This is a genomic window from Bifidobacterium dentium JCM 1195 = DSM 20436, from assembly GCF_001042595.1.
GTDB classification, from domain to species: domain Bacteria; phylum Actinomycetota; class Actinomycetes; order Actinomycetales; family Bifidobacteriaceae; genus Bifidobacterium; species Bifidobacterium dentium.
In genome coordinates this window covers 1,057,578-1,082,396 of record NZ_AP012326.1, presented here as the reverse complement: position 1 = coordinate 1,082,396, position 24,819 = coordinate 1,057,578, and the positions used below count along the sequence as shown (strand labels likewise).

Here is a 24,819-nt window from a genome sequence, read left to right as displayed (position 1 = left end):
CACCTATCAGGAAACGAAGGAGCATGATGGACGAACGACCATGGTACGAGACGCTGGCACCCGACGGGGACCTTGCGGACGGCCCGCGCACGGGTCTGCGGTACGACGCCGAGGAACTCAACGCGGAGAACCGACGCGAGGCCATGGCGAAATGGAAACGGTTCGAGGATTCCGATCTGGGCGTCTGGCTCGACCGGCACACGCGCCTGTATGAGGTATTGTCGGATGAGGAAAGCGTCCTGGTCAAGCACGTGGGCGCCATTGCACTGTTGCTCGCCGTGATCGCCACCCTGTTCTCGTTCGTCATGGCCGGGGGCGATCCCCTGACGACGGTCCTCGCCTGCCTGCCTTGGTGGGTGGGCTGTTTCGTCACGATCCTTTCATTGTGGATCTTCTGGGATTCGTACCGGGATTCGGGCGAGCGTGCGGCCGACTGGCTTGGTTCGCGTCCGGGCATGGCCTCGTGGCGTCAGATCGCGGACTCCTATGGTCCGCGCAGCGTGATGCGCGACGTGGTACCGGCGGTCCTGCCGCGCACATTGTCCGAATTCCAGGAGCGCAGGCCGGGCGCGGTCATGCCGAAGCCATGGCATGCCGCCATGCTCGTGGGGTGGAGCCATCACATGGAAGTATGGCTGGGATGCGAACGGCATCTGTACGTGTTGGGGCCGACCCGTTCGGGCAAGACCGTGTGCGTGGTCATTCCCGCCGTGGTCGAGGCCCCGGGTTTCGTCCTTGCCACCTCGACGCGCGGCGACATCATCAAGGCGACCCGTCTCCTGCGCGAGCTTGGCGTGACCGACCGTGCCACGGGCGCCGTGTACGGGGCGCGCGGCGAGGGAACCACCCATATCTTCGACCCGGAAGGCGTCGCGGAGAACGATCCGCTGACCCGTCACAACATGTTCTGGACGCCTTTGCAGGGTTGCGACGATCCGTCCGTGGCGATGCGCCGCGCGCAGACCCTGGTGGGCATCGGTGGCATGGGTTCCGGATCGAACAACCAGGAGTGGGGTGTATCCGCGGCGATGTACGTGCAGGCCATGTTGTATGCGGCGGCGATCTCGGATAGGACCATCGGCGACTGCTACCAGTGGAGTCTGAGTCCCGAGGCCGCGCAGGAGGCCGCCGACCTGATCCGCCGTAACACGCCGCAGCGTGAGATGAACCAGTGGGCCACGACGTTGAACGCGCTGCCCCATGTGGATCCGCGACAGAAAGGTTCGGAATGGTTCGGCGTGAGAAACGCGTTCGCGATCCTCGCGGACCCGCGTGTGCGCGAGCGTATGGACTTCAGCCCGTCCGACCCGCGTCTGATGGATCCCAAACGCATGGTCATGCGCGGAGACACCGTGTTCGTATTGTCCAAACCGAAACGTGAAGGCGGCAGTTCCGGCAATGCGGGCGTGTTCGTGAGCCTGTTGTTGGACACGTTCCAGGAGGCGTGCCAGGATCTCGCGTTCGACCCGACCTCGGGTTCACGGGGCAAGATCGAACCTCCCGCCCGTTTTGTATTGGATGAATTGTCGAACATCGAGAAATGGGGCGGATTGCGTAACGCGATCACGCAGGGCGGCGGCAACGGCTATCAGGTCATCATCGTCGAGCAGTCCCGCCAGCAGATGGCCGACGAGAAGGACGGCTATGGGCGGGAAACCGAACGGACGGTGTGGGAGAACTGTCATCGGATCATGCTCAAGGGCGTGTCCGACGATGACACGCTCGACTGGTGGATCAGCCAGATCGGCCGGCATGGGCGCACCAGGGAGGAACGCAACTGGAATCCGGGCCAGGGGCCGATCGGCGGCTTCTCAAGCCGTCACGAACGTGAGGATTCCGTCACGAGACGGGAATTGAGCATGCTCCCGCGCGGATATGCGATGGTCGAACCGTTGGGACAGCAGCCTGCCCTGGTCGAGACGATCCAGTTCATGAGACGCAACTGGTGGCGTCCGGGCCTCGAGCGGATCCAACCGCGGGCCAGGTCGTGGCAAGGGCATGGGACCGGCAGGGACGGAGGCGTGAGGGTCGATGGACGTCGATGAGCATTACCGGCGGATGATGCAGGCCGCCGGCTCCAAGGAGGGCAGGCGGGATCCGGGAACGGAACGTCACATGGCGCAGGACACGTTCGATTTCGGCGACGAGATCGAACGGACGGAACCGGAAGCCGTTGCCGACGCGGACGCCCGCCGGCAACGGTCCGTGAAGGCCGACGACCTGGAGCCTGTCACTCCCATGGGAGCCGACTACCGTTCCGACCAGGACCAGGCGGTGCAGGATCTGGTCGATTTCGCACGGGAACGGTTCGCCCGGATCCGTGGCGCCAGCATGCCGGGGCCGATGGTGAACAACCTGATCACGCTCGCCCGCGAGATGTTCGACCCCGCTCCCGTGGAACCGGAGTACGGGCCGGGCCGGTGGGCGAACATGCGCCAGACCGACCTGAAGAAGGAGATGACCGTCGCCCGTCCGGTGGACCTGTTGGGAGCCCCGCCCCGTCGCGACATCGACCTGATGATGCTGCACACCGTGCGCATGGGCGTGTTCCTGACCACGCACTATCCGTCGTGGGACCAGACGCTGCCTTCCTGCTGGCTGTTGCATGATGACATCGTCCACGAGGTGTTCAGCCTCAAATGCTACATGGACCTCGTGGTGGGCAGCGGCAATGGCGGCCTGTACATGCCGACCCTGCAGGCGTTGATCCATCAGGCGTTGGACCGGGTCAAGGACGATCTGAAGGATTCCAACGCGAAATCCGACGATCACCGGCATCATCTCTCCGATACGGAGGCCCGGGAACGTGAGGCCGCGCGTCGTGAGGCATACGCGCAATGGTACCGGCATGAGGGCGAATGGGCTCCGGTCGTGGATCCGGGTCTTGACGAACATGAACGGGCCGAAGCGATCCGACGGCAGGACTTCGATCCGGGATACTGGGGCTACCGCATGCAGGAGATCGACGGGATGACCGGCGAGATGACGCCGGCCGCATCGTTCATGACGGATCAGGACGCGTTGGACGACATCGCACACCTGCCCACGGGCCATCATGTCGAATACGAGGCTGAGGTCAGTGACGGGAGCCTACGCTCCGACCTGGCCGCATGGCGTGTCGAACTGGAGGCGACACGCCATGATTTCGAGCGGACGTTGGCCCGTGATGACGACGATGCCCGCCGGGACGTGTTGAAACATGCGGGCCTGCTCGAGGAGAAGGCGCGACGCCGTTGGCTGGAATACCGGTCACTGGAATCGAAGGAACGCGACCGGCTCGACCGCGCCCTGTCCGCCGCGGGCCTGCGTCTTCGCGACGATGGCGGGAGCATGCGCGGGGAGGACCGCCGACGGCTCATGGACGAGACGCGACGGATCCGCGACGTACTGCGCGAGCATGGCCGCAGCCCGTCCGACGACGGGTACACGCCGTTGCCGTTGGACCTGCAGCGTGACGACGTGGAACTGTTGGAACGTTTGACGGACAACGGCACCGGCACGTTCGACCGGATCGAACGGCTTCTTGGGACGATCGGAAAGGTTTTCGACGATGAACGGCATGAATGAGGGCATGCGGCCGAGCCTGTTCGACCAACTGGGCGGAGGCGACGGGCAGGACGATCTCGACTGGTTCGAGGAGATGAAGGCCTCCGGCACGCGGGACGGCGGGACGGAGGAACGTTCCCGGCGCCGGCGCGCAAGGAGCCGGACGGACGGGCATGGGATCGCCATGGCCGAAACGGATCCGACCGTACCGGAGACGGCTCCCCTACCGATGCCCGCGGGGAGGGCCACGACGGGCGGACCCGTCGCGGATGGGAGCATGACGGGGCCGGAACGGCCCACGATTCCGCCGGGGTCCGCCGTGCCGTCGCTGGTGAGCGCATCCGAAGACGCGGACGGCATGGCGAACCCGCCGATAGGCCCGTCCATCACACTGACGGTAGACGTTCCCCTGCCCGCCGGCGACGCTTCGTCCATCACGCCGGCCGAGACGTGCAAGGGCATGAGGGAAAGCCTGCAGGCCGTGGCGGACCATGACGATCCCGCCGACGGCGGACCCGCCCGCGCGGGGAAATGGCCGCATCGGATCCTGATCGCCGTATGCGTGCTCGCCGTCCTTCTGACCGGCTTGGCCGTCGTCGGCGGAAAGGCCCGGGAGAACGCGCTTCTGGAGGCGTCACGGCACGTCACCTCGTCGATGGACGCGTTGAAGGGCGCGAACGGCAAGGCGCGTGGGATGCTCGGCTCGTACGGGAGCGATGACCTGTCCGATCCGGACCTGCTCGACGAACTCTCCGCCCAGGTGAAGACCAATCGCGTCATCCTCGGAACCTCCCACGACGGACTGGACGCGAAGCGGGCCGAATCATTGGCCGGCAAGGCCGACATGGCCACGAAACGCACCCTCTCACTGAACGGGAAGGTCAGGACGTCCGCCGCCGACAGGAAACGCGAGACCGCCTCCAAGAAGCTGCGGGAGAGTCTTAAAAAGGCCAGGAATCTGAAATCCTCCGTCAAATCGGAGGATTACGTCAGGAGGGCCCTGTCCGATCTGGACAAGGCCATCGGGCAGGCCGAATCATTGTCCGACGACGCGACGGCCGACCGGATCGACAGGGTTCGCGCTCGACTCGACAAGGCATACGGGAGCGTGTCCACGCTCGTCGAGGAGAAACGCAAGGCGGACGAACAGGCCAAAGCCGAGGCGGACGCGAAGGCCAAGGCCGAACAGGAGGAACAGGCACGCCGTCAGACGCAGTCCCAGCAGACCACGACGCCCCAATACCAGGCCCCATCCTCCGGCGGCGATATCGGAGGCTCGCACAGTGGTTCCGGTAGCGGCTCCTCCTCCGGACAGGCGGATTCCGGGAACTCCGGCGGATGGAGCGTACCCGCGCCCGAAACCGATGACGGCCTGCCCGAATCCGATTCGAGCCTGTGAACGACAAGGAGCATCACATGTCAGGAAGCAAACGTCCCTCATCGACACCGTCCCAGGTCCGTCAGGCGCGCGTATGGATCATCATCGCCGTCATCGGCGTAATGCTGATGGTCCTCGCGTTCAACCCGTGGCGTTCCACCGGTGGCACGGCCACGGGGTCCGCTTCCGCATCATCGTCCGCCACCTCGTCCGGACACCCGTCGAAAAAGGTGAGGAACGGGACGTTGGAACAGCAGGCGGCCACGATGTTCACCGGGGATGCGGAAAGCATCGCCGACGAGGTACGCGAACTGCTCAACGCCCCGGAGGACTCCAACGTGGACACGCTTTCGAACCTGCTGTACCGTCACGACCATCGGGATCTCGCGGAGGCGAGCGACCTGTACGACGCCATCGGCTCCGAAAGGCCGGTGGAACGGGTCCGTGCGCTGGCACGGCAATGGTATCCACAGGCCATGCGGGCGGCCATAGACGCGAGGCTCGATGATCTCGAGTCCGCACTGTCCGGCGCGGGCAGGGCGGCCGACCGGCTCGACCGGTTGGGTTCGGCTGACGCATCCTGCAAGAGCCTGCGCGGCGCGTACGAGACCGCGAAATCGTTGGTGAACGGCAAATCCCAGGATTACGACGCGCTGACCAAAGCCCAGCAGGACCTCACGTCCGCGACGTCGGGCTGCGCCGCGAGCCTTGAGGGAGACCAGCTGACGAAGGTCTTCGGCCAGGCCCAGGGATCGACCGACGGCACGGATGGGGGTGATGGGCGGTGAGCGCGACGAACCAGTCCTGGAGAATGCTGTTGCCCCATGACGGCATGATCGGCATGAGCCCGCAAGTGGGACGCGTCAGCGTGCCCATGGCGGGCATCACCCGTCTGCGTACCTCCGACGGGCGCAGGTGTCCGGCCCTACGCGGCGTCTGGAGCGAGGGAGGCCGGAGCCTGTACGTGCTGCTGGTGCCGTATGACGGTCGCGTATCGAAGATGATGCAGGACGTCAACCGTGGGGACGTCATCGAGTTCGTCGGCATGTCCGGCGAACGACGTGACGCGGGAGGAGACACCCACTACGCGGTCGTCGTCCATGACATGAACGTGGTCAGAACCAACGCCAGCCGTATGGAAGGCGGGAACTGAACGCGTCCACGGACATGGCCGTGCCGGTCATGCCAGATGGTTCAGGATATCTCTCGGACTCCTTCAAGGTGTAGGATCCCGGACCGTCCAGCGGATCGTTCTCGAACACCATGAAGTACCGGTAGCCGTCTCCGACGGCGTTCGCCCACATGTTGCCCAGGCTGAGCTTGTCCCGGCTGTCGTCGCCCTTCAGCATTTCACCCTTGGTCTCGATGGCGAGTATCCGGCCGGTCCTGGTCATGGACAGGAAGTCCGGGTAATGGTTGAGGAAGCCGTTGATGGAGAACTCTCCCCCGTGTGATTCCTTGATTCTATGCCACCGGAGAATGTTGCCGCAGTTGTGGCCAGCATGTCGGCCATTCTGCGTTCCAGACCGTTCATATCGTTTTCCTCGAGATGGATCTTGTCGGCGAGCTCCGCATCCAACTCCTCTGGCATCGCCGAAGCGACCGGCCCGCCCGGCCTCACCGCCGGCTCCGGTTCCTCCGCCGGTTTCACGGGTCCCGTTTTTCTTGGTTTCCCAGGCTTTTCGGGCTTCATGGTCGGTTCGGTCATGGTCTTCTCCCCGGACTGGTCGAGCATCCGCCGCTTCCAGCTTCCCAACGGCCGACGGATCCACGTCCAGTTCGGTGGCGACCTCACACGACTCCGGCCCACCGGACGCGACCGCGACCACCGCCTTGCATCTCAGCTCCTCGGGTACTGGCCCATGGCGCAGCCTGTGCTGGCCGGGGGCGAGCCCGTCGATCCACGCGGTGAACAGCGCCTTGCTCTTCGGATAACCCAGACACCGCATCATGCTTGCCATGTAACGTCCGTGCGGGAGACAGTCATCGACCGCCGCGCATTTCTGCCCATCCGTGTCACGAAGCCGATGCGCGCCACGCTGGATGGCTCGCCCGTCGTCCGTTCGCGCCCCGGTCCCGGCACCATGCCTTCAGCGACGGTTCCAACGGGTATCCGAGCTCATGAATCACGGCCATGGAACTGAAATCGTACCGTTCGTAGAGATCGACTGCGTGGTCGTTCTACTTCTTATTGCACACCACCATAAATAAAAGGGTTCTCTTCCCGTTCAGGGAGTCCAAGAAAACGTCACCACATCGGATTAGTCACGAAACGCCGACTTGACTAAATACAGAGGTGCAGAGGTGCCAGACTGCGCGTCGGCCGCGGCGTCGCTCAACGGTGGATCGGCAAAGCGTCGTTGCGTGCCTTTCAGACACATCAGCGAAATCGAAAGAGGGATCCGTGACCTACCCGGACTCGAAAATAGAATCATCGACTGGCTACGACCGCCCATCAGACAAAACCAACACACCGACGCGCTTGACAATGTATCAGGAACGTCAAAATGCAATTTAGCCAATTTTAAGTGTGTCCTCTGTACCAAAGCGCTTAAATTGTTAACATGGCTAGAATCACTGTGTATGATATCGCAAAAAAAGCTGGTGTATCGACCGCGACGGTCTCCTTTGCTTTTAGACATCCGGATAAGGTAAAAGATGATACCAGGGCCAGAATCCTGAGGATTTCTGAGGAGTTTGGTTATGTGCCCAGCGGTAATGCCCAAGGACTCGCTAAGGGTAGCACCGACACTTTGGGCATGTATGCATTCGATATGTTGCTGGAAAGACCTCAGGGAAGCAACCTTGAGGATGATTGGCCTGATGTTTCCCCCAGATCCATCGACGAGCCTCTGGACGGTGACGAACCCAACGTTCTTGTATATCCGTTATACGTTGATGAGGTGCTTCGTGGTTTCGAACTCGAATGCTGGAAGAGTGGCAAGGGAATACTTATGGGAGCCGCCTCGGAAAGGGATGATCACAGATCGGTAACGGATATCGCCGGCCGCGTTGATGGACTGGCGCTGATGCCAAGCGGATATAACGATGCGCTTCCTCTTTCCATGTTGGCGAAGACCATCCCGCTTGTAATGGTGGGTGTGGGCGATGAAAAACTGCCGGCCGCGTACCTGCAATGCGATAACGCATCGGGCATGAGGCAGATCGTCGACCATCTTGTCGATGTTCACCATATCAACGATATGGCATTCGTCGGCGGCGTCAATGATAAAGCGTTCGAGAGCGGTGCCGACACTGATGACGTCGTCTCGCGTTATGACGCGTTTAAAAAATATCTCGAGGAACGCGGGCTGGACTCCAGAGGGGCGTTGTTGGATGACTCTTTCGCCACGTCTGATGAATATTTGGTCGGCCTGTGTGAGGCGATAGAATCTAATCGGTTGCCGCAGGCCTTGGTGTGCGGCACTGATCAGACGGCCTTTGGCGTGATTAGACTGCTCGCGGATTCCGGAGTCCGCGTCCCTGAAGACGTCATCGTCACCGGCTTTGACGGCATCTTGGCGGGCAGGCTGATGACTCCACACCTAACGACCGTCCGTCAGCCTATGGAGGATCTGGGACGCAAGGCTGCACGGATGCTGCTTTCCAGGAATGGGAAGCCTTGGGAAAAACCGGAGAAACGAATATTGCCCGTTCGTCTCGTCGTGCGCGGTAGCTGTGGGTGCCCCTGATGAAATAAAACTCAGAAGCACGAAGCCTTATTGGCGTGTCTCCTTGACTTAAAACAATCTAAGCGCTTAAATATAAGCGTCAGTCTAACCGCTTAGATTGATGCTCACATTTAATAAGGAGTTTCAATGATGAAATCGTTTTTCAAGGCGGCTGTCGCGGTGGCCGCAAGTGCGGTCATGGTTATCAGCATGTCCTCGTGCGGGCGATCCGCAAGCAGCGCGGATTCCGATCCCGATGCGGTCAAGGCCATCGATTCAAGCAAGGCCACCGGCAGCCTGACCATCTGGGCCATGGGCAACGAGGGCGACCTGCTGGGTGATTTCGTCAAGGGATTCGAAAAGGAGAACCCCGACGTCAAGGTCAAGGTCACCGCGATCCCATGGTCCTCAGCGCACGACAAACTCCAGACCGCCATCGCCGCGGGCAACGGTCCCGACCTTGCGCAGATGGGCACCACCTGGATGGCCGATTTCTCCAACTCGTTCTCCACCGTGCCCGACAACCTTGACATGTCCGACTTCTCCAACGGCTCCAAGGCTGCGGGCCAGGTCGACGGGAAACAGCTCGGCGTGCCTTGGTACATCGACACCCGAGTGCTGTACTACCGCACCGACATCGCCGAGATGGCTGGTTGGAGCAGAGCTCCGAAGACTTGGGATGAGCTTAAGCAGATGGCTAAGGACATGCAGAAGGTCGATGGGGTCAAATACGGCATGAACCTCAACCCATCTGGCACTGACGCGTTCCTCGGAACTTTGCCGTTCTCCTACTCGGCCGGGGCGTCCTTGACTAACAAGGAACAGACGAAATGGACTTTCGAAGATACTGGCATAAAGAAGGGACTGAACTTTACCACCAGTCTCTACAGGGACGGTGTGGCGGATGTTAACGCCGACGTAAGCCCCGGCGCTGACATAGCGAACTTCGTATCCGGCGACACGCCGATGATGCTGCAGGGTCCGACCGCCGTCAGCCAAATCAACGAATTGGGTGGCGACGGTTTCGAATCCAAGTACGCCACCGTGGTCCTGCCGTCGATGGACGGCTCTTCGGGCCCTGCCACGTCCTTCGTCGGAGGTTGCGACCTCGTGACGTTCAAGGACTCCAAGAACAAGCAGTCCGCATGGAAGTTCATCCAATGGGCCAGCAAGCCTGAGACACAGGCTAAATGGTACGAAAAATCTTCCGATCTGCCCGCCTCCCAGAAGGCATGGGACGACGACGCACTCTCCGGCAATGACAAGCTCGCGGCGTTCGGCGACCAACTGAAGAACACCATGGCCCCGCCGGCGCTGTCCACCTGGTCCCAGGTGTCCTCCGCCGCCGACCGGATCCTCGAACAGATGAACAAGGGACAGGTCTCCGTCGACGAGGGCCTGAAGAACCTGCAGTCCGAAGCTGACTCCATCGGAACGGGAAACTGAGCATATGGGATTCGGAACAAAAAAGGCGAAGACGGAGGGCTCTGGCAACGTCCTCCGCCGACGTCGGACGATTCTCGCATGGGGATTCGCTCTGCCCTTTGCGGTCATGTTCTGCGTGTTCATGCTGATCCCCCTCCTGTCCTCGATGGCGATGTCCTTCACCGACATCACCTCCAAGGACCTCCGCACCCCGTTCAACGTCAACTTCGTGGGACTGGACCAGTACATCGCCCTGTCCCAAGATCATCGCTTCCTGCATGCACTGGACGTCACTGGGATCTTCGTGCTCGTAGGCCTGCCGATCACCATGGTGATCGCCCTCGCGTTCGCGGTGGCTCTCAACAAAGGTTCCAAGCGCCTTAACGCGTTCTTCAGAGCATTGTTCTACGCTCCGGTCGTCGCCAGCGTGGTCGCAGTCTCCGTCGTGTGGAGGTATATCCTCCAGAAGGATGGGCTCCTCAACCTGCTCTTGTCCGTCTTCGGCATTGCCGGTCCGGACTGGTTGCACGACACCCGCTACGCCCTGCCCGCACTGATGGTCATGACCATCTGGCGCAACATGGGAACGCTGATGATCATCTTCCTCGCCGGTCTGCAGGCCATCCCCGAGGAGCTGAAGGAGGCCGCGGCCATCGATGGCGCGGGAAAATGGCGCACCTTCCGCAGCATCACACTCCCGCTGCTCAAACCCACGCTGCTGCTGGGTGCGGTGCTCCTTTCCGTCGCCTACCTGCAGTTCTTTGAGGAATCTTTCGTGATGACCCAAGGAGGACCGCTCGACTCGACGCTCTCCGCCGCGTACTACGTGTACCAGAAGTTCGGTTTCGGACAGTACGGTATCGCCTCCGCGGCCAGCTGGGTGCTGTTCATCATCATCGCACTGGTCAGCATGCTCCAGTTCCGCATTCTCAGGGAGGACTGAAATGGCAGTCATGACAGTCGTAGCCTCGAAGCCGCAAAGCAACAAGCAGTCGCTCTGGCATCGATTCGTCAAAGGGCGCGATCTTTCCTACTGCATCTTGGCGGTGATCGGGGTCTTCTGGATCTTTCCGTTCCTATGGATGGCGCTGGGCTCCCTGAAGACCCAGAGGGAGATCCTCGCCAAACCACCGAAGCTCCTGCCCGAGCACGCCTCGCTCGCCAACTTCGCGAAATGGTTCGGGGAACTGAATTTCGGCATCTATTTCACCAACAGCATGGTCGTCGCCGTGATTACCGTCCTCGGGAACATGGTGTTCTGCTCCATGGTCGGATACGCCCTGGCGAAGATGGACTTCGCCGGCAAGAATATCCTGTTCGGCGCCGTCATGGTGACGCTCATGGTTCCGAGCGTGGCCACGTTCGTCCCCCTGTTCGTGATCATCTCGAACATGGGACTTGCGAACTCCTATGCGGCGCTCATCCTCCCGTTCCTATGCCAGCCCATCGGCGTCTTCCTGATGCGCCAGTTCATCTCGGGCATTCCCGACGCACTGATGGAAGCTGCGAGAGTTGACGGCGCCGGTGAGCTGCGCATATTCTTCCAGATCGTCCTTCCCCAGTGCGGGCCGCCGCTGGCGACGCTGTCCATCCTCACGTTCCTGTCCTCCTGGAATAACTTCCTGTGGCCATTGGTCGCGGCCCAGACCGAGGAGAAGTACACGCTGCCCGTGGCCCTGTCCCTTTACTCCACCGGCCAGAACGCCACGAACTACAGCGTCCTGCTCGCCGGAGCCGTGCTGGTGGTCACCCCGATCCTTCTCCTGTTCGTCTTCCTGCAGCGCTACTTCATCCAGGGCGTCGCCGGAACGGGCATCAAATAGAAAGACATGATATGAGAGAAACATACGAGTTCCCGCAGGAATTCATCTGGGGCGCATCCACGGCCGCGCACCAGATCGAGGGGAACAACGTCGCGAGTGACTGGTGGGCCAGGGAGCACGCCGAATGCGCGGACCTCAGCGAACCGTCGGGAGACGCGGCCGACAGCTACCACCGTTACGGCGAGGACATCAGAATGCTCGCCGACGCCGGATTGGGCATGTACCGCTTCTCTATCGAATGGGCCCGCATCGAGCCCGCGGAGGGCTGCTTCTCCAAGGCACAGCTCCTGCACTATCGTCACATGATCGATGCGTGCCATGAGAACGGCATCGAGCCCATGGTCACGCTGAACCACATGACATTGCCACTATGGCTCGCAGTCAAGGGCGGATGGCTCAATGATGGGGCAGTTGACTATTTCGACAGATACGTACGATACTTGATGCCGATACTCCACGACGTCACTTGGGTGTGTACCATCAATGAGCCGAACATGGTCGCATTGACCCGTGGCGGGACCGAAGGCAGCGACTTCGTGTCTGCCTCGCTGCCCGCACCCGATCTGGACATCTCCGCCGCGCTCGTCGAGGCGCACAGGGAGGCCCGAGGAATACTGTCCGAGAATCCGCGTATCAAGTCCGGATGGACCATCGCTTGCCAGGCGTTCCACGCTATGCCCGGATGCGAACAGGAGATGGAGGAATACCAGTATCCACGAGAGGACTACTTCACCGAGGCCGCAGCCGGGGACGACTTCATCGGGGTGCAGGCCTATCTAAGGACCTTCATCGGCAAGGACGGACCTGTGCCAGTCCCCGAGGACGCGGAACGCACCCTCACCGGCTGGGAGTACTTCCCGCCGGCGTTGGGCATCGCAATCCGACACACGTGGAATGTCGCCGGACACACGCCGATAATCGTCACTGAGAACGGCATCGCCACCGCCGACGACCGCCGGAGGATCGACTACACCTTCGGCGCCATAGCTGGCATGCACGATGCGATGGCTGACGGTGTCGATGTGAGAGGATACCTCCACTGGTCCTTGCTTGACAACTATGAATGGGGCTCATTTGCCCCGACATTTGGATTGGCCTGTTGGGATAAGGACACATTCGAACGGCATCCGAAACCGTCCCTGAATTGGCTGGGAATGATTGCGAAGACAGGTGTCATGTCACGATAGAAGGCCTTTCCCATTTCCGGAAAGGATGTGCAGCCGTGGAGTCTACGGCCATTGATCGGCTTCCTGTCTGCCTCGCCAGGTTCGTCCTCGCGTTCCGCATCGATTCCTCCCGGAATCTTGTCAGCCGTCGGGTTCCGCTCAACCCCGGCACCGTCATCGTTTTCATCAAGTTCTTCATCGTCCACGACTCCTCCGGCCATCTTCAATTTATTTCATGCAAGCTACCGCGGAGGAATGATGATCGCTCGGTATGTGGCACTGTGAGCGAATGTACAGCCACTTGTTTCGTCGAGGGAATAGGACTGGAGGCACTCGGTAGGGATGGATAAGCCGAGATAATGTGGGCGACATGTTGGCGCGCGGCGCATCAAACTAGCACAACGTTTATTTCCGGTGATTTTGACGTCGCATGACCACCTTGAACTCATACGTCGAATCGGTCCGTCGAAATGACATGCAGGGCGTATCACTTGTCACCTTGGAGATCTTCTCGTCGATGTCTCGGACGCTTTCCACAATCTTTTGCTGGGAATCGTCCAGAGAATTTTGGACCTTCACGCACAAGTCATCCAACTTCCTATCGATTTCATTCTCAGTATTCCGGGAATCGTTCTTCCCCCCGTCATTTTCTATGGCATTCCAGAAGATGTTGAGAATTTCCAACGGATATGAGATGACGAGCAGAGCTATCATCGCTTTTCCGACATCCTCTTTTTGGATGAGTTCCGTCATTCCCGGTATGACATTTATCAAACCGCCCAGAAGAAAGAAAACAAGGAGATAGGAGAGCATTCTCCAAGCGTTTATCTCGAACTCATTATTCCTGACGGGCTTACGCCTGTTCAACCACGCGATTATCTCCAGCACCAGCAGTGCGGTGACAAACATGAGTTCCATCAAGCAAAAGAGCGCGTTCGCCATCTCCTGCTCTTCACTCCAATCGTATTGGAGTTCGATGATCCTGAGTGAGCAAATCACGAAAAGGAAATATATGATTTGCCAGGCAAAAGATTCGCGGTGCATACGAAAGCCCCTAACCCATAGGCCCCAAAGCATGACCGTGAGCAAAGAAGGCCATGACCAAATGAGTTGAAGCAAGTTCTTCTGATCAAAAGCATGACCCAGGATATACAGGGGAAAAGCCACGAATACGGCAAACCCGGAGAGAAAAAGCATGACGTAAGACAACAATTGTTTGAGCAGGTTCCCCACGGTTTTAATGTGCATGGATGCATTCCTCCTTCTGGCTTTCGGAGACATGGCCAATCCTACCCGGACGATCAGCCGGACGACTGCCTGTCCCCTATGAGCCTCCTGAAACGTCCATTTGCGGGACGCCACCATGCAATTCGGCCAAAACTAGAACAGTGGCACTTCCGACATCTCGGCGTTCTCACCGTGATGCTCCTCGTTGCTCTGGTCGAAGCGGCAGTACCGGCATTCCCCGCACGGGACGAGGCCGTCCCTGTGTTCACGGGCCGTGTTCACGTCGAACAGGTCGGATGTGGTGAACACCTGCCAGGAGGCGTCGAACGTCTGCCAGTGGCCGGTATCCTCCGGATCGGCCGCCTTCACCGACGCCGAGCGCGAATCACGCACTCGCTCCAACCTCGCCTGCTTCTCTGCACTGCGGGTCTGTGCGACGGTCGGGACGCTGGTCTGGCTCGGGAAGACAGTCACGCGTTGAGGGCCGACCGTGATCTTGCATTGATAGACTTCCAGCACATCCCCTAAAGCCCTTTTGAATTTCCGTTTGAAGTTCTTGAGCTCGGAATCGGAGCCGAACTGTTGGTAGAGCTGCTGCCAGCTGATCGTGGCCGGCTCATGCAGGTTGTAGACGCGCTTGGTCAACCACCAGTAGATGTCGATAGCCATCGGCTTTTTCAGCGCCGAGATCACCTTGAGATCGACCGGTACCGGATTATCCCGCAGCATATCCACATATTCGGAACTGAGCCGCACCCAATTGTCCGCTATCTTGCCTTTTCCGTGAAGGAAGATTCGGGTTCGACCAGTCGATCGGGTACTTTTCGGGAACGGTGAAGTTCACGCCCTAGCTCGTTGATTCAGTGTTGTTGCTAATGATGTATACGCAATTTGAACAGTCGCTCCATTTACGGCTTGATGCTCTTCAGCTGGCGTCTGCCAATGTGTTTGAACAGTGCGGTTCATGCCATGCTCTATGCGTCCCGGAACAGGGGCAAATGACGTGAACATATGTGCATTCACTCGGATCACGATGCAATCCGGCATGCCCGGGAAATCTGGAACCCCATGGTCGGCCGAGGCTTTTTAACGGTCGCAGGCAAGCCCGACGGTCCCCTCCATAAAAAAGAAATCAAATAAGATTTATATAATGATTTATTATATCGATTATATATAGAAATTATGGAGATAAGGTTAGGATCGCGGACATGGGGGTATGTTTGCCGTCAAATCGCTAACACACGCTAATCGAATTGATGACACAATCCTGACCATTTATAACTGAGGTAAGGCATTAATCTGGTCAGTATTAAAAAAGGGGTGCCAATAGTGAACATATGGTGGCGCAGAGCAGTAGCTTATATTCTCCGTATAATATTACCTGCCTCGTTGCTATCGCAGTTGGTGGGTAGTGTTTTTTGCGGAAGATCTTCCCCCGGTGGGGCCATAGGGTTCTGGATTGATTGCTCTTCTGCGGTCGTTGTCCGTGTGATTTCTTCCTAGTCTACACGCAATGGACAGTCTTGGGCACACCGCCTCTTGAGGATACAAGTACTCGATCAGGATTCCAATCTGCCCATATCCGGCATGAGAATGGGTATACGAGAGGTAGCGCACTTGGCCGATTTCGTGTCACCTTTCATCGGATTCCTTTGGCCTTTATGGGACAACAGGGGACAGACCTTTGCAGATAAGATCGCTAGGACTATCGTAATCACTGAAAAATAGGTATACTTGAAATGACGCAAAGACGCGTTGCTAATTAAAACATAAAAAGTGGATTTAGCCTAATAAACATTATCACTTGACCACTACCGGAAATTCTGTTATCTACACTAACCAGTAGGTGTTACAGGGGCACCTAATGCCCTCAAGGTGGATGGCCTGAACGAAAGAAGAACATATGAAAAAGCAGATTCTGTCCGCTTTTGCAGTAGTAACAGCTATTAGTATCGTAGTCATCACTCCAACCACGGCATTGGCCGATGACATAAAATACAGTCAGTCGATATATGAAAAAATAGGAATGGACAGATCGGAAATAGTCTCTTGGGTTCAAGATTCGAGGCAAAACGTATACGGGAAGACGGAAGATGAGGTGATGCAATATCTGATTGCATCGGCAGAGGAAGAGCGATCTCCTAACATCCAAACAGATAACGCAATTACACGCGGTTCTTGGTCAAATCAATGGTTTTCTAGAGGAGTTTGGATCGCACGCGATGGCATGTGGTCGCTATCTCTGCAACCTACTTGGTGGGCTGCTGCAGCCACTCCAACGCGCTATTATTATGCTGAATCGGCATGGGCAACGATTCCTCCACAATTTAGTTCGAGTCGCCATTGGACAGCCTATCCGACTGCATCAAAAATGATGAAAGAACAATTTGATTGCCACGTCAGGTATGGCACTCTCAAAACACCATACAATCTTGAACCTTCTAGGACATCAATAAGCCAGATCACCTGTAACTGAAGTGAGGTGGTGCCATGTATGACAAGATTCCTGGCCTGCTTTATTCGACAGGCGCCTTATTTACCATTGTTTCTTGGGTCTTCATCTTATTCTCGAGAAACATCCATCCAAAGAACAAAAAGATTCTCATACTGCGGTTATCCATCATTTGGATGTTGTTCTTTGCAAGCTCCGTACTGATGCTTGTATCGAACCTATTTTTCGATGTGTGCGCGGGCTTCCTGGATCCCGATGTCCTCGATTTCTACAACCAGAGGTTTATACGGCTGGCGCCAGCAGCGACCTGTGTGATGAACTTCTGTGTATCCACGTATTGTTCCATGAACCTTGTCAAGGAGTACACGAGGATCAAGTAACGTTACATCATATTCGATTCGCTTGTCGGATCAGTCGGTGTCGCTCCGAATCGAGACGCTGACCGATGCCGATGCAGTTCACGCTGTTCGCAGACAACGGGTAGAAGCCGTCCAACACACCGGCACCATCCATGGCCACGTAGGTGACGGTGGTGACCCTGTCTAACGTGTTGAGTACATGACGGACCAGCCACGAGTCGAGCGAGGTTCCCTGCCTCAATGGAAGTCCGAGAGTTCGTCGCCGGGCTTGATGTGCCTAGATCTGGTGAAGACTACAGACATTGCGGATCCTAGTCGAGCAATTCTCTCAACTGGCGCGACATAGCCCTCTCTAGGGCGTCCCGGAACTCGTCGGACGCCTCGCCCATGGATTCATGCCCACGGGAAGATCTCATCGGCCCGGCCCGGCAGTGGTCGGGGCGTCTTTTCCGCGCCGTCGCCTTCCTGACGGCTACCGTGCCGGCGATGGGCTCGCCGGCCTCGCGTTCGCCTTCGAAACGCATGTCGTCGTGCCCGCCCCTCCTACATGTCGAGGCCGGGATCGTCGGACCTGTCGAGTCCGGGACCGTCAATGGGATCGGGCAGCGGCAGCGTACCGGATCCGATGCCGGCCCACGGGTCAACGCCGGAGGTCTGGATGGCGTCGGATTCGACCGGCTCCAAGGATCGGCTCAGGTTATCGGCCCACGGGTCGCCCTCCCATGGATCACGGCCCTGCAGGCCGGCCTCGTAGATTCTCACGTCGATGAGGTCCACGGTCTCCTTCTCATCGAGCCGCATATCGTCGAGAGGTTCCGCTTTCGTCGTTTCGCCGCCGTCGAGGCGCATGAGGCTTGGATGCGTACGCCCGTTCGGATCCATGTCGACCCCCGCGGTGAAGACGGTGCCGTTGTCGATGTCTATCAGGACCTCCACACGGGCGGGGTCCGTGGTTCCCACCGGGTTTCCGGTGTCGTTCATGCTGATGGTGACGTGCGGGTTGTCGGCGTATCGGCGTTCGAGCATGTCCGCGAGATCCATGGTCTGCCGTACCGCGTCGCGTGCCGGCAACGCATACCAGCCGAGGCTTTCTCCCGTCGCCGTGGCCTGCGTTTCGCAGAGCCTTAAGGCTTCCTTCCGCTCGTCGAACGGGCCTTCGATGCCCCGTGCGTGCGCGGGCGGGTCATCGACGGAATAGTATCGTGAGATCATCCGGAACAGGTTTTCGAACGCGTCGCTTTCGGAGTCGTATGGGCCGGCATGCCAGGCCTGCGTGTCTTCGAGTCGTGCGATGTAGCCGCCGTCCGGAAGGGTCATGACGTATCCGAGCGGTGTTCCGTCGGGCGTGTCGTAATAGAATCTGGGCCGTTCGTTCCGATATTTGGCGCGCATGTTCTCGCGCAGGTCGTCGAGGGTGAACCGGATACCGTGGTATTCGAGCCTGCCGTCCATGTCGGGCTCCTTGGGTCGGGTCGCCGTCATGGACCGGTTTTTCGCCATGTCGATGACGTCGCTGATGTCTTCGGCGTCCAGACCGGGCATGTAGTCGGCGGGGTCGAGACCGCATGTGGCACAGAGCCTGGCGAACGTGTCGAGGGTGATGGTCGAACCGGCGTTGAGCCGGCTGAACATGGCGGGGCTGACGCCGGCGAACCCGGCGAACGTGTTCCAACTGACGCCGAACGCCTGTCTTTTGGCATCGAGGTCCGCGCGCAGACGGTTAAGGTCGATGAGCGTGTCCATTCCCACCCCTCCTATATGCCGAGTCCGGAATCGACGGGAGCGGACACGGGGTGGATCATGGGATCGGCCGGCGGCAAAGACCCATTCAAGACTTCGATGGTCATGTTGGCCGGCGCGTCGCGTATGGGATCGTCGTCCAGGTACGCCATTCGTTCGATACGATCAATGCAGGCCATGCTGATGGGGGTCCAGGACGCTGCGGCGATGATGTCTTCCCGATGGTTCCAGACGAGTCGGTCCGCACCCGTCTGGTCGAGTCCCTCGAAGTCGCCGTCCTCGTTGATCCTCATGTATGTGTCGCGTTCGGGGTCCCAGCCGCCGTATCGCGTCTTGCCTTTCACGTCCTCGCCGGTCAGGTTCCATCCGGCGGTGAGACGGTTGACCTGGCCGGACGGCCATATCCTGTAGTGTCCGATCACGCTTTCTGGCCTGAGATCGTTGATTTCGTCGACCAGGTCATGCAGGAGCTGGATGTTCCGTGGCGTCCGCCGTATCCGGCCCATGCTCTCGATGGCGGTCCTGCAGGCCTCCTTGCGACGGATCTCGATGGCGATATCGGTATCCGGATCGTCGGTGTCGTTCATGTGCCCGTTCCTTCCATGACGGGATCGTTCGTCCCGTCATGGGGTTCACGGGCCCTTCAAACGTTTCGTCCCCGATATGGATGCGTCAGAGGGCTTGCCCTTCGCCTCCCGCCGCTGTGGGCTTTTCCGCCGTCCGTGTCTTCTTTCATGTCCGAAACAGGAGCTAGTGCCGATATCGGCGTGTCCGCGCGTGGGTCGTCGGATCGTCGGCTTTTGCGGAGGCGTGCGCATGTGGTCGGTCGGGCGGAGAAACGTTCGGTCGGTCCCGTCGGATGAACCTATGCAATCACCGTCGGTGGTTCGTGTCGAAGCATGTTTCGTATCAGGATGCCCATGTCACAGACCGGCAGATAGCGGGTGACGATGGTCCAGATGATCGCAACCTCGATCAGTCCGACGACGACGGTCACGGTCCCCCACACGAGTTGCATCCACAGTCGTGGAACCATAGCCGCCCGACCGGTCACGCCGGCGATCACGATGAGGACGATGAGCGCCGATGCCAGTAGTGTGATATCCCAATCGTGGAACCATTGGCTTGCCAGGACGAGCCAATGCGTGAGTGATCCGCGCAATCCAGTGATGGTTGCCATGTCCGCCGTCCTTTCCGGTTTTCGAGGTCCTTTTCCTCCTCCACATGCTTTGCGGCCGATGCCGGCCGATTCGCACCTGCACGATCCGCTCGACAAGGAGACTGGCGGCTGGGGTGTCGCGGCATGGACGACGTGGACATCCCCGGATCATCGGCTTATATCCGCAACCCGTTACGCGGCTTGTCGGAAGGCTCCCGTGATGGCTGCCATGCCGTTGTCTCTTCCGGTCTCGTCGACGTTTCCTCCGCATGATTGACGGCCGACATGTCCCGGTTCGCCGATGGCCGGTGCCGTCTGCCGGGGTTGACGACGCCGTCGGTGTGGTTGATCCGCCCGTCGAGGTTGGCCCAATGCTGTTCCTGACGTCCGCTTGACGCGGGCGGTCGCTCCCCCAGCGGATCATCTTCCTCGTCGACCTGCCACATGGCCCGGTAGACGACGACGTCTCGGAACAGGGTCGGGTCGTCGGCCGATGCTTCGAGTATCCCTCCGGTCCATGGCTGGTTTGAGGCTTGTGCGTCGCGGACGAGTTCGCCCACTTTCAGTTCGATGAGTCGTTCGTTCTGTCTTACGATGTCGAGTTCGCTGCCGTGCCGGCTGGCCCGGATGCGCGGGATGACGCCGGCGCACCATTCCTCGTGGACGGCGCCGTTCACCCGGTCGAGCAGTCCGGCGTTGAGCCGTCCCGCGATGGTGGCGGCCCAGTCGGGTTCCACGGGCCGGCTTTGCCGTCTCATGTCGGGATTCTCCTTGAAGATCCTTCCCTCTTCCCTGCGTAGTTCACGCCATCGGGGGAACAGGCTCTGGTCGAAGCCCTTGACCGTCTGGCACAGGCCGTCGAGTATGGTCTTGACCGCGGGGATGCAGGAACGGTCCACGTCGATGGTGATCGCCTTGCCGTCGAGCGCGTCGGAGAGAGCGTAGGGGATGTCGCTGCGTTCGAGGATCTCCGTGACGTATCGCGCCTGTTCGGAATCCCTGCTGACGTCCATGTCGATACGGTAGGTGGTATCGTCCATCCGGTCGGGATGCAGAACCCTGGCGGTTCGCACTATCTTCCCGACGAGCTGGTCGCGGTCGGGCCGACGGCCTTTGAGACGGTCGGGGTCGAGCGGCTGGCCGATGATCGCGAGGGCGCGTTTCGCGTCGGTCATGTAGGCGCGTGACCAGACGCCGCGGAGCCATTCGTAGCTTGGGCTACGGGTGATCTTGTCGACGGTTTTGGGATCGTGGCGTCTGGCGAGCATGGCGTTGAGGTGCGGGCCGGAGATGAGGCCGGCGGCGTAGTCGTGTTCGCGCATGAGCCGTTTGAGGTCCATGCGGTCCGTCCGTTCACGTTCCAGGGTTTCAGTGGCGGTCGCGGCGTCGGGATGGTTGAGCAGGCCTGCTTTCATACGCGACATGGCGATGGCCTTGGGGTCCGTCTCGACGCCGGAGAGTTGGTGTCTGACCTTGCGTTGCTCCTCGTCCGGGCAGGCGTAGTAGAAGTGGTTCTCCTCCTTGCCTCTGCTGCCCGCGACGTATTGCAGGTTGCATGGGGTGTTCGCGTCGGACGGGAACAGTACCGCGCAACGGTCCACGGTCATGCCCTGGCAGCGGTGCACGGTGCAGGCGTATCCGGCTTCGCATCCCGTTTCGAGGAATTCCCGCGGGATCTCCCAACGGCTGCCGTCAACCAGGCTTACGCATGAGACGTCCCGCCGTCCGACGTTTTCGATGCGGAACGTCATGCCGTTTTCCATCGACTTGCCGTCGGAGGTGATGTCGTCTTCGTTCTTCCTGCACACTATCTGGTCTCCTCGGCCGACGTCCAGGCCGTCGCGGAGCGCGACGGTTTTGGCGGGGTCGGCTTCGCTTTGCCCTTTGGAACGTCGTTCGAGGATGAACCGTCTGTTGATGTCCCTGACCTGATCCCTGGTGCCGGCGATGAGCAGGGTGCTTTTGCCCTGGTCCTGCCATTCGATGCACTGGACGTAAGACTCCTCCTCCAATTGCACGTCCTCTCCCCAGTGGAGCCGGTCGTGGTCCACGTACCGTTGCACGAGCCGTTCGCATGCGGCGACGCTTTCGGGATCGGCGCGGTCGCCGCCTTTCCTGAGTTCGAGCGTCGCCCGTCCCTCGCCTTCCCATCTGCGGATGGAGTCCCTTCCGCCGTGGGGGTCCCCGTCCCATTTGTCGGCCTTGGAGGTGAACCGCCACAGGCTTGAGAGCATCTGATACATGCCGTGCCGTTCCATCCAGCCGAGCATGCCGCCGGCTCCGGAGACGCTGTCGAGTTGGAGCGGGTCTCCGGTCAGGGTGACCTTGGCCCCCATGAGTTCGGCCATTCTTGATACCTGGGCCATGTGCCTGGTGTCGACCATGCCGGCCTCGTCGATGATCACGAGCTGGTTCGGCCGGATGGAGTAGGTGCTTTCCTCGGCGAGGATCCGGCTCAGCCGCATACGGCAGGCGAGTCTTTGGACCGGGTCGGGCGTCGACCGGATCTGCTGGTCGAGCACGGCGATGTCGCGTCGGTGTCGCTCGATCTGGTCGATGTCGTTGTGGTAGAGGAGTTTGGCGATGGTGATGCTGTTGCATCCGATGCTGTTCCTCAGTTCGCCGACGGCCCTGCGGCTGGTCGCCAGTCCCAGGACGCTGTCGGGACCGTATTTGGCGCGCCATGCGTCCGCCACCGCGCGCATGGTGGTCGTCTTTCCCGTGCCTGCCGGTCCGATGACCGCGCCGACCATTCTGGGGTTGGACAATGCGTAGACGGCGGCTTCGAACTGGTCGGCGGCCAGCGGGTATCCGCCGTTCCGCCCGGCGTGCTCGTTCCATCCCTGCAGCCATATGCGGGCCTCGTCCGCGGTGAATCCGGTGACGGCCGGCTTCCCGGCCTGTTCGATCATATAATGTTCGGCGTCGAGGATCTCCCGGCTGGTGTATAGGTCGAGCTTGTCGTCGTCGAACACGCTTACGCCGTTGCCGTTGGTGAGGGTGGGACTGTCCTTGACGTCCTGCGGGATCCGGTATCTGCCGGGTGTGAGTTTGACGCATCGTGCGAGGGCGAGGTCCGCGATCCGGTTGGCGACGATGATCCGCTGTTCGGGGTCGATGCGGACGCTTCTGAGGAGTCGTTCGGCTTCGGCCCTCACGTTGGTCTTCTTCCATGTGGTCCGGCCTTTGGATACGTTGCGGTAGGACAGGTCGACGAGTTCCCGTTCGAGTTGGAGGCCGTTCCTGCCCGTCCGGCTCATGTCGGCGATCTGGTCAAGCAGGAGCCGGCTGATGTCCTCCTGGCAGGTGGAGTCGATGTGCAGCATGCTGGTCTTGCGGGAGTTGACGGTGTCCCACACGTGCCGGATGTCGATGTCGGGCGCCGTCTGCCCGAGTTTCTTCCACCAGTGCCGTTGTTTTTCCGCGAGGCTGGGTTGGATTTCCGGTTTCGCCTTCCTGGTGGCCTGCCATACTTCCAGGTCGATCTGCGCGCGTCGTTGGAAGCTGACGGGCCGTCCGGTCTGGGCCTCTTCCTGTTGGACCCGCTGCTCGACCTGTTTCGCGATCTCGCTGTGACGGCCGCTGAATGCCTCGATGAGTTCGGCGGGTACCCCGTCCACCTCGTTGATGACGGATTTGGTTCCCTGTTCGTTGACCTTGGTGGTCCAGGTCCATCCGAATCGTTGGGTGAGCAGGTCCTGGAGGAGGTTCTCGTGGATTTCGGAGATCTCGACCATGCTGGAGTACAGTTTCCTGCCGTCGAGCGCGGTCCATACCCCGTCGGAGCTTCTGCGCACGCGGTTGGATATGGTGATGTGCTTGTGTGGTTGCGGGTCGCCGTCACGGGTGTCGAAATGGTCGAACACGAATCCGGCGACGCCGTCGCATGCCACGGATGCGACCCCTCCTTGCCCCGCCCGCGTCGAAGCGTATTCGTCTTCGAGGTAGGCGATGGTCATGTCCGTGGCTTTCTGGAGGCATTCGTCGATGCCCCTGCGTGTTTCCGCGTCGCCGAACGCCCATAGGATGCTGACGCTTTTCGGCTGTCTGGTGGTGTAGTCCCAGCCGGCGACCGGCGGTTCGCCGTCGTCGCCCTTGGTGAGTTTCACGTCGCCCAGGAACCTTCCCGTTGACGGGTCACGGCTGTCGTTGATGAGGCTGCGGACCGTTTTCGACGATGCCGTCCGTCCGACGGAGCCTCCCAGGAGTTTGGCGCCGGAGCCTATCCACCGTCCGGGCGGGTTGCCTTTCGCGGTGTAGTATCCGCTTGGTCCCGTGCCGACCGTAGCCCCGTCCGCGTCGAGTGCTTCCTGGATATCCTGTAGCGTGTATTCCGCGTTCGCGAGTTTGGTGAGGTTCATTGCCATGTCGTTTCCTCTTTGCGCAGTTCGTCGATGTAGCCTCCCTTGGGCGCGTCGTCGATCAGATCCCTGTCCGACGTTTCGGCCAGTCTGAGCAGGAGGTCCGCATTGTCGCGGAACGTCTGTTTGAGCCTGTCGGCCTGTTCGCCCAGGATCCTTTCGTGTTCCTTGCATGCCCTGATGCGTGTCCTGAGGTCCTCCGTCTCCTTCTTCAGCCGTTGGAGATGCTCCATGCCGGCCCGCTGCCGGCCGGCCTCCCGCACGTTCCTTTTCTCACGGTACCGTCGCTGCTGGCATCGGCGGCTGCAGTATCGCGGCACGGGTCCCCTCCTAGGCTTGCACACGGGCCGGCCGCACACCTCGCATACGCCCGCGATGATCCTGTCGCCGGCACGCCACGCGCCGCGACGGCATTTGCCCGAACAGTATCCGTCCTCCCATACCTGCGTATGCTTCCCGCAGTGTCTGCAGATCCCGTCTATCCGATGTACCGCCATCTGTCCTCCTTTCGA

Annotated in this window: 21 protein-coding genes; 12 read left to right on the top strand and 9 right to left on the bottom strand. The window is 60.0% G+C overall.

Annotation, left to right across the window (positions count from 1 at the left end; all coding sequences use genetic code 11):
• Positions 1–23 precede the first annotated feature (23 nt).
• Genes BBDE_RS04665 through BBDE_RS04645 form a run of 5 tightly spaced genes read left to right on the top strand, consistent with a single transcriptional unit; the run spans position 24 to position 6,077 of the window.
• On the top strand, positions 24–2,045 hold the full coding sequence (locus tag BBDE_RS04665) for a type IV secretory system conjugative DNA transfer family protein (RefSeq protein WP_003840462.1): 2,022 nt from the start codon (positions 24–26) through the stop codon (positions 2,043–2,045).
• Positions 2,032–3,567: a hypothetical protein gene (locus BBDE_RS04660; protein WP_003840464.1), complete on the top strand. Its 1,536-nt coding sequence runs from the start codon at positions 2,032–2,034 to the stop codon at positions 3,565–3,567. Before BBDE_RS04665 ends, BBDE_RS04660 begins: the two co-directional genes overlap by 14 nt.
• Positions 3,551–4,945 carry a hypothetical protein gene (locus tag BBDE_RS04655; RefSeq protein WP_033489298.1) on the top strand — a complete coding sequence of 465 codons (1,395 nt, stop codon included), beginning with the start codon at positions 3,551–3,553 and terminating at the stop codon, positions 4,943–4,945. The genes BBDE_RS04660 and BBDE_RS04655 overlap by 17 nt, the downstream gene beginning before the upstream one ends.
• A gap of 17 nt (positions 4,946–4,962) precedes the next feature.
• Positions 4,963–5,712: a hypothetical protein gene (locus tag BBDE_RS04650; RefSeq protein ID WP_003843921.1), complete on the top strand. Its 750-nt coding sequence runs from the start codon at positions 4,963–4,965 to the stop codon at positions 5,710–5,712.
• A complete protein-coding gene (locus BBDE_RS04645; RefSeq protein WP_228369757.1) occupies positions 5,709–6,077 on the top strand; it encodes a hypothetical protein in 369 nt (122 codons plus the stop codon). Before BBDE_RS04650 ends, BBDE_RS04645 begins: the two co-directional genes overlap by 4 nt.
• Here the strand turns inward: BBDE_RS04645 and BBDE_RS04640 are convergent.
• The gene (locus tag BBDE_RS04640) at positions 6,040–6,885 is read right to left on the bottom strand and encodes a hypothetical protein (protein ID WP_012902088.1); all 846 of its coding nucleotides are present in this window, start codon (positions 6,883–6,885) and stop codon (positions 6,040–6,042) included. The genes BBDE_RS04645 and BBDE_RS04640 overlap by 38 nt on opposite strands.
• Positions 6,886–7,488: 603 nt before the next feature.
• Here BBDE_RS04640 and BBDE_RS04635 point away from each other — a divergent pair.
• The 5 genes from BBDE_RS04635 to BBDE_RS04615 all read left to right on the top strand — a co-directional run bounded on the left by BBDE_RS04635 (position 7,489) and on the right by BBDE_RS04615 (position 13,030).
• Positions 7,489–8,616 (top strand): LacI family DNA-binding transcriptional regulator, encoded by a 1,128-nt coding sequence (locus tag BBDE_RS04635; protein WP_003840474.1) that lies wholly within the window; start codon positions 7,489–7,491, stop codon positions 8,614–8,616.
• Positions 8,617–8,742: 126 nt separating this feature from the next.
• On the top strand, positions 8,743–10,041 hold the full coding sequence (locus BBDE_RS04630) for an extracellular solute-binding protein (RefSeq protein ID WP_003840476.1): 1,299 nt from the start codon (positions 8,743–8,745) through the stop codon (positions 10,039–10,041).
• Between the two features lie 4 nt (positions 10,042–10,045).
• Complete coding sequence (locus BBDE_RS04625) at positions 10,046–10,963, top strand: carbohydrate ABC transporter permease (protein ID WP_003840478.1); 918 nt, start codon at positions 10,046–10,048, stop codon at positions 10,961–10,963.
• 1 nt (position 10,964) lies between these two features.
• Positions 10,965–11,843, top strand: coding sequence for a carbohydrate ABC transporter permease (locus BBDE_RS04620; RefSeq protein WP_003840479.1), 879 nt, complete (start codon positions 10,965–10,967; stop codon positions 11,841–11,843).
• An 11-nt stretch (positions 11,844–11,854) separates the two neighbouring features.
• Complete coding sequence (locus BBDE_RS04615; RefSeq protein WP_003840481.1) at positions 11,855–13,030, top strand: glycoside hydrolase family 1 protein; 1,176 nt, start codon at positions 11,855–11,857, stop codon at positions 13,028–13,030.
• A gap of 384 nt (positions 13,031–13,414) precedes the next feature.
• Here the strand turns inward: BBDE_RS04615 and BBDE_RS04605 are convergent, their stop codons facing one another.
• Entirely contained in the window at positions 13,415–14,257 is an 843-nt protein-coding gene (locus BBDE_RS04605) for a hypothetical protein (RefSeq protein WP_228369756.1), read from the bottom strand.
• Positions 14,258–14,389: 132 nt separating this feature from the next.
• Positions 14,390–14,965, bottom strand: a complete 576-nt coding sequence (locus BBDE_RS04600; RefSeq protein ID WP_003840486.1) for a replication protein RepA — start codon at positions 14,963–14,965, stop codon at positions 14,390–14,392.
• A gap of 810 nt (positions 14,966–15,775) precedes the next feature.
• Between BBDE_RS04600 and BBDE_RS11555 the strand changes: the two genes are divergently transcribed.
• Both BBDE_RS11555 and BBDE_RS11065 read left to right on the top strand, forming a co-directional pair.
• Positions 15,776–15,964 carry an RDD family protein gene (locus BBDE_RS11555; protein WP_228369755.1) on the top strand — a complete coding sequence of 63 codons (189 nt, stop codon included), beginning with the start codon at positions 15,776–15,778 and terminating at the stop codon, positions 15,962–15,964.
• Between the two features lie 175 nt (positions 15,965–16,139).
• Complete coding sequence (locus BBDE_RS11065) at positions 16,140–16,712, top strand: DUF2599 domain-containing protein (protein WP_074695894.1); 573 nt, start codon at positions 16,140–16,142, stop codon at positions 16,710–16,712.
• A gap of 363 nt (positions 16,713–17,075) precedes the next feature.
• Here the strand turns inward: BBDE_RS11065 and BBDE_RS04590 are convergent, their stop codons facing one another.
• The 6 genes from BBDE_RS04590 to BBDE_RS11550 form a co-directional block, all read right to left on the bottom strand.
• A complete protein-coding gene (locus BBDE_RS04590; RefSeq protein WP_003842093.1) occupies positions 17,076–17,288 on the bottom strand; it encodes a hypothetical protein in 213 nt (70 codons plus the stop codon).
• Between the two features lie 302 nt (positions 17,289–17,590).
• On the bottom strand, positions 17,591–18,790 hold the full coding sequence (locus BBDE_RS04580) for a helix-turn-helix domain-containing protein (protein ID WP_003840494.1): 1,200 nt from the start codon (positions 18,788–18,790) through the stop codon (positions 17,591–17,593).
• An 11-nt stretch (positions 18,791–18,801) separates the two neighbouring features.
• Entirely contained in the window at positions 18,802–19,374 is a 573-nt protein-coding gene (locus tag BBDE_RS04575; RefSeq protein ID WP_003840495.1) for a hypothetical protein, read from the bottom strand.
• Positions 19,375–19,652: 278 nt separating this feature from the next.
• Complete coding sequence (locus tag BBDE_RS04570; RefSeq protein WP_003840499.1) at positions 19,653–19,967, bottom strand: hypothetical protein; 315 nt, start codon at positions 19,965–19,967, stop codon at positions 19,653–19,655.
• Between the two features lie 155 nt (positions 19,968–20,122).
• Positions 20,123–24,313 carry a MobF family relaxase gene (gene mobF, locus BBDE_RS04565; protein WP_228369754.1) on the bottom strand — a complete coding sequence of 1,397 codons (4,191 nt, stop codon included), beginning with the start codon at positions 24,311–24,313 and terminating at the stop codon, positions 20,123–20,125.
• Positions 24,304–24,804, bottom strand: a complete 501-nt coding sequence (locus BBDE_RS11550) for a hypothetical protein (protein WP_012902084.1) — start codon at positions 24,802–24,804, stop codon at positions 24,304–24,306. The genes mobF and BBDE_RS11550 overlap by 10 nt, the downstream gene beginning before the upstream one ends.
• Positions 24,805–24,819 lie beyond the last annotated feature (15 nt).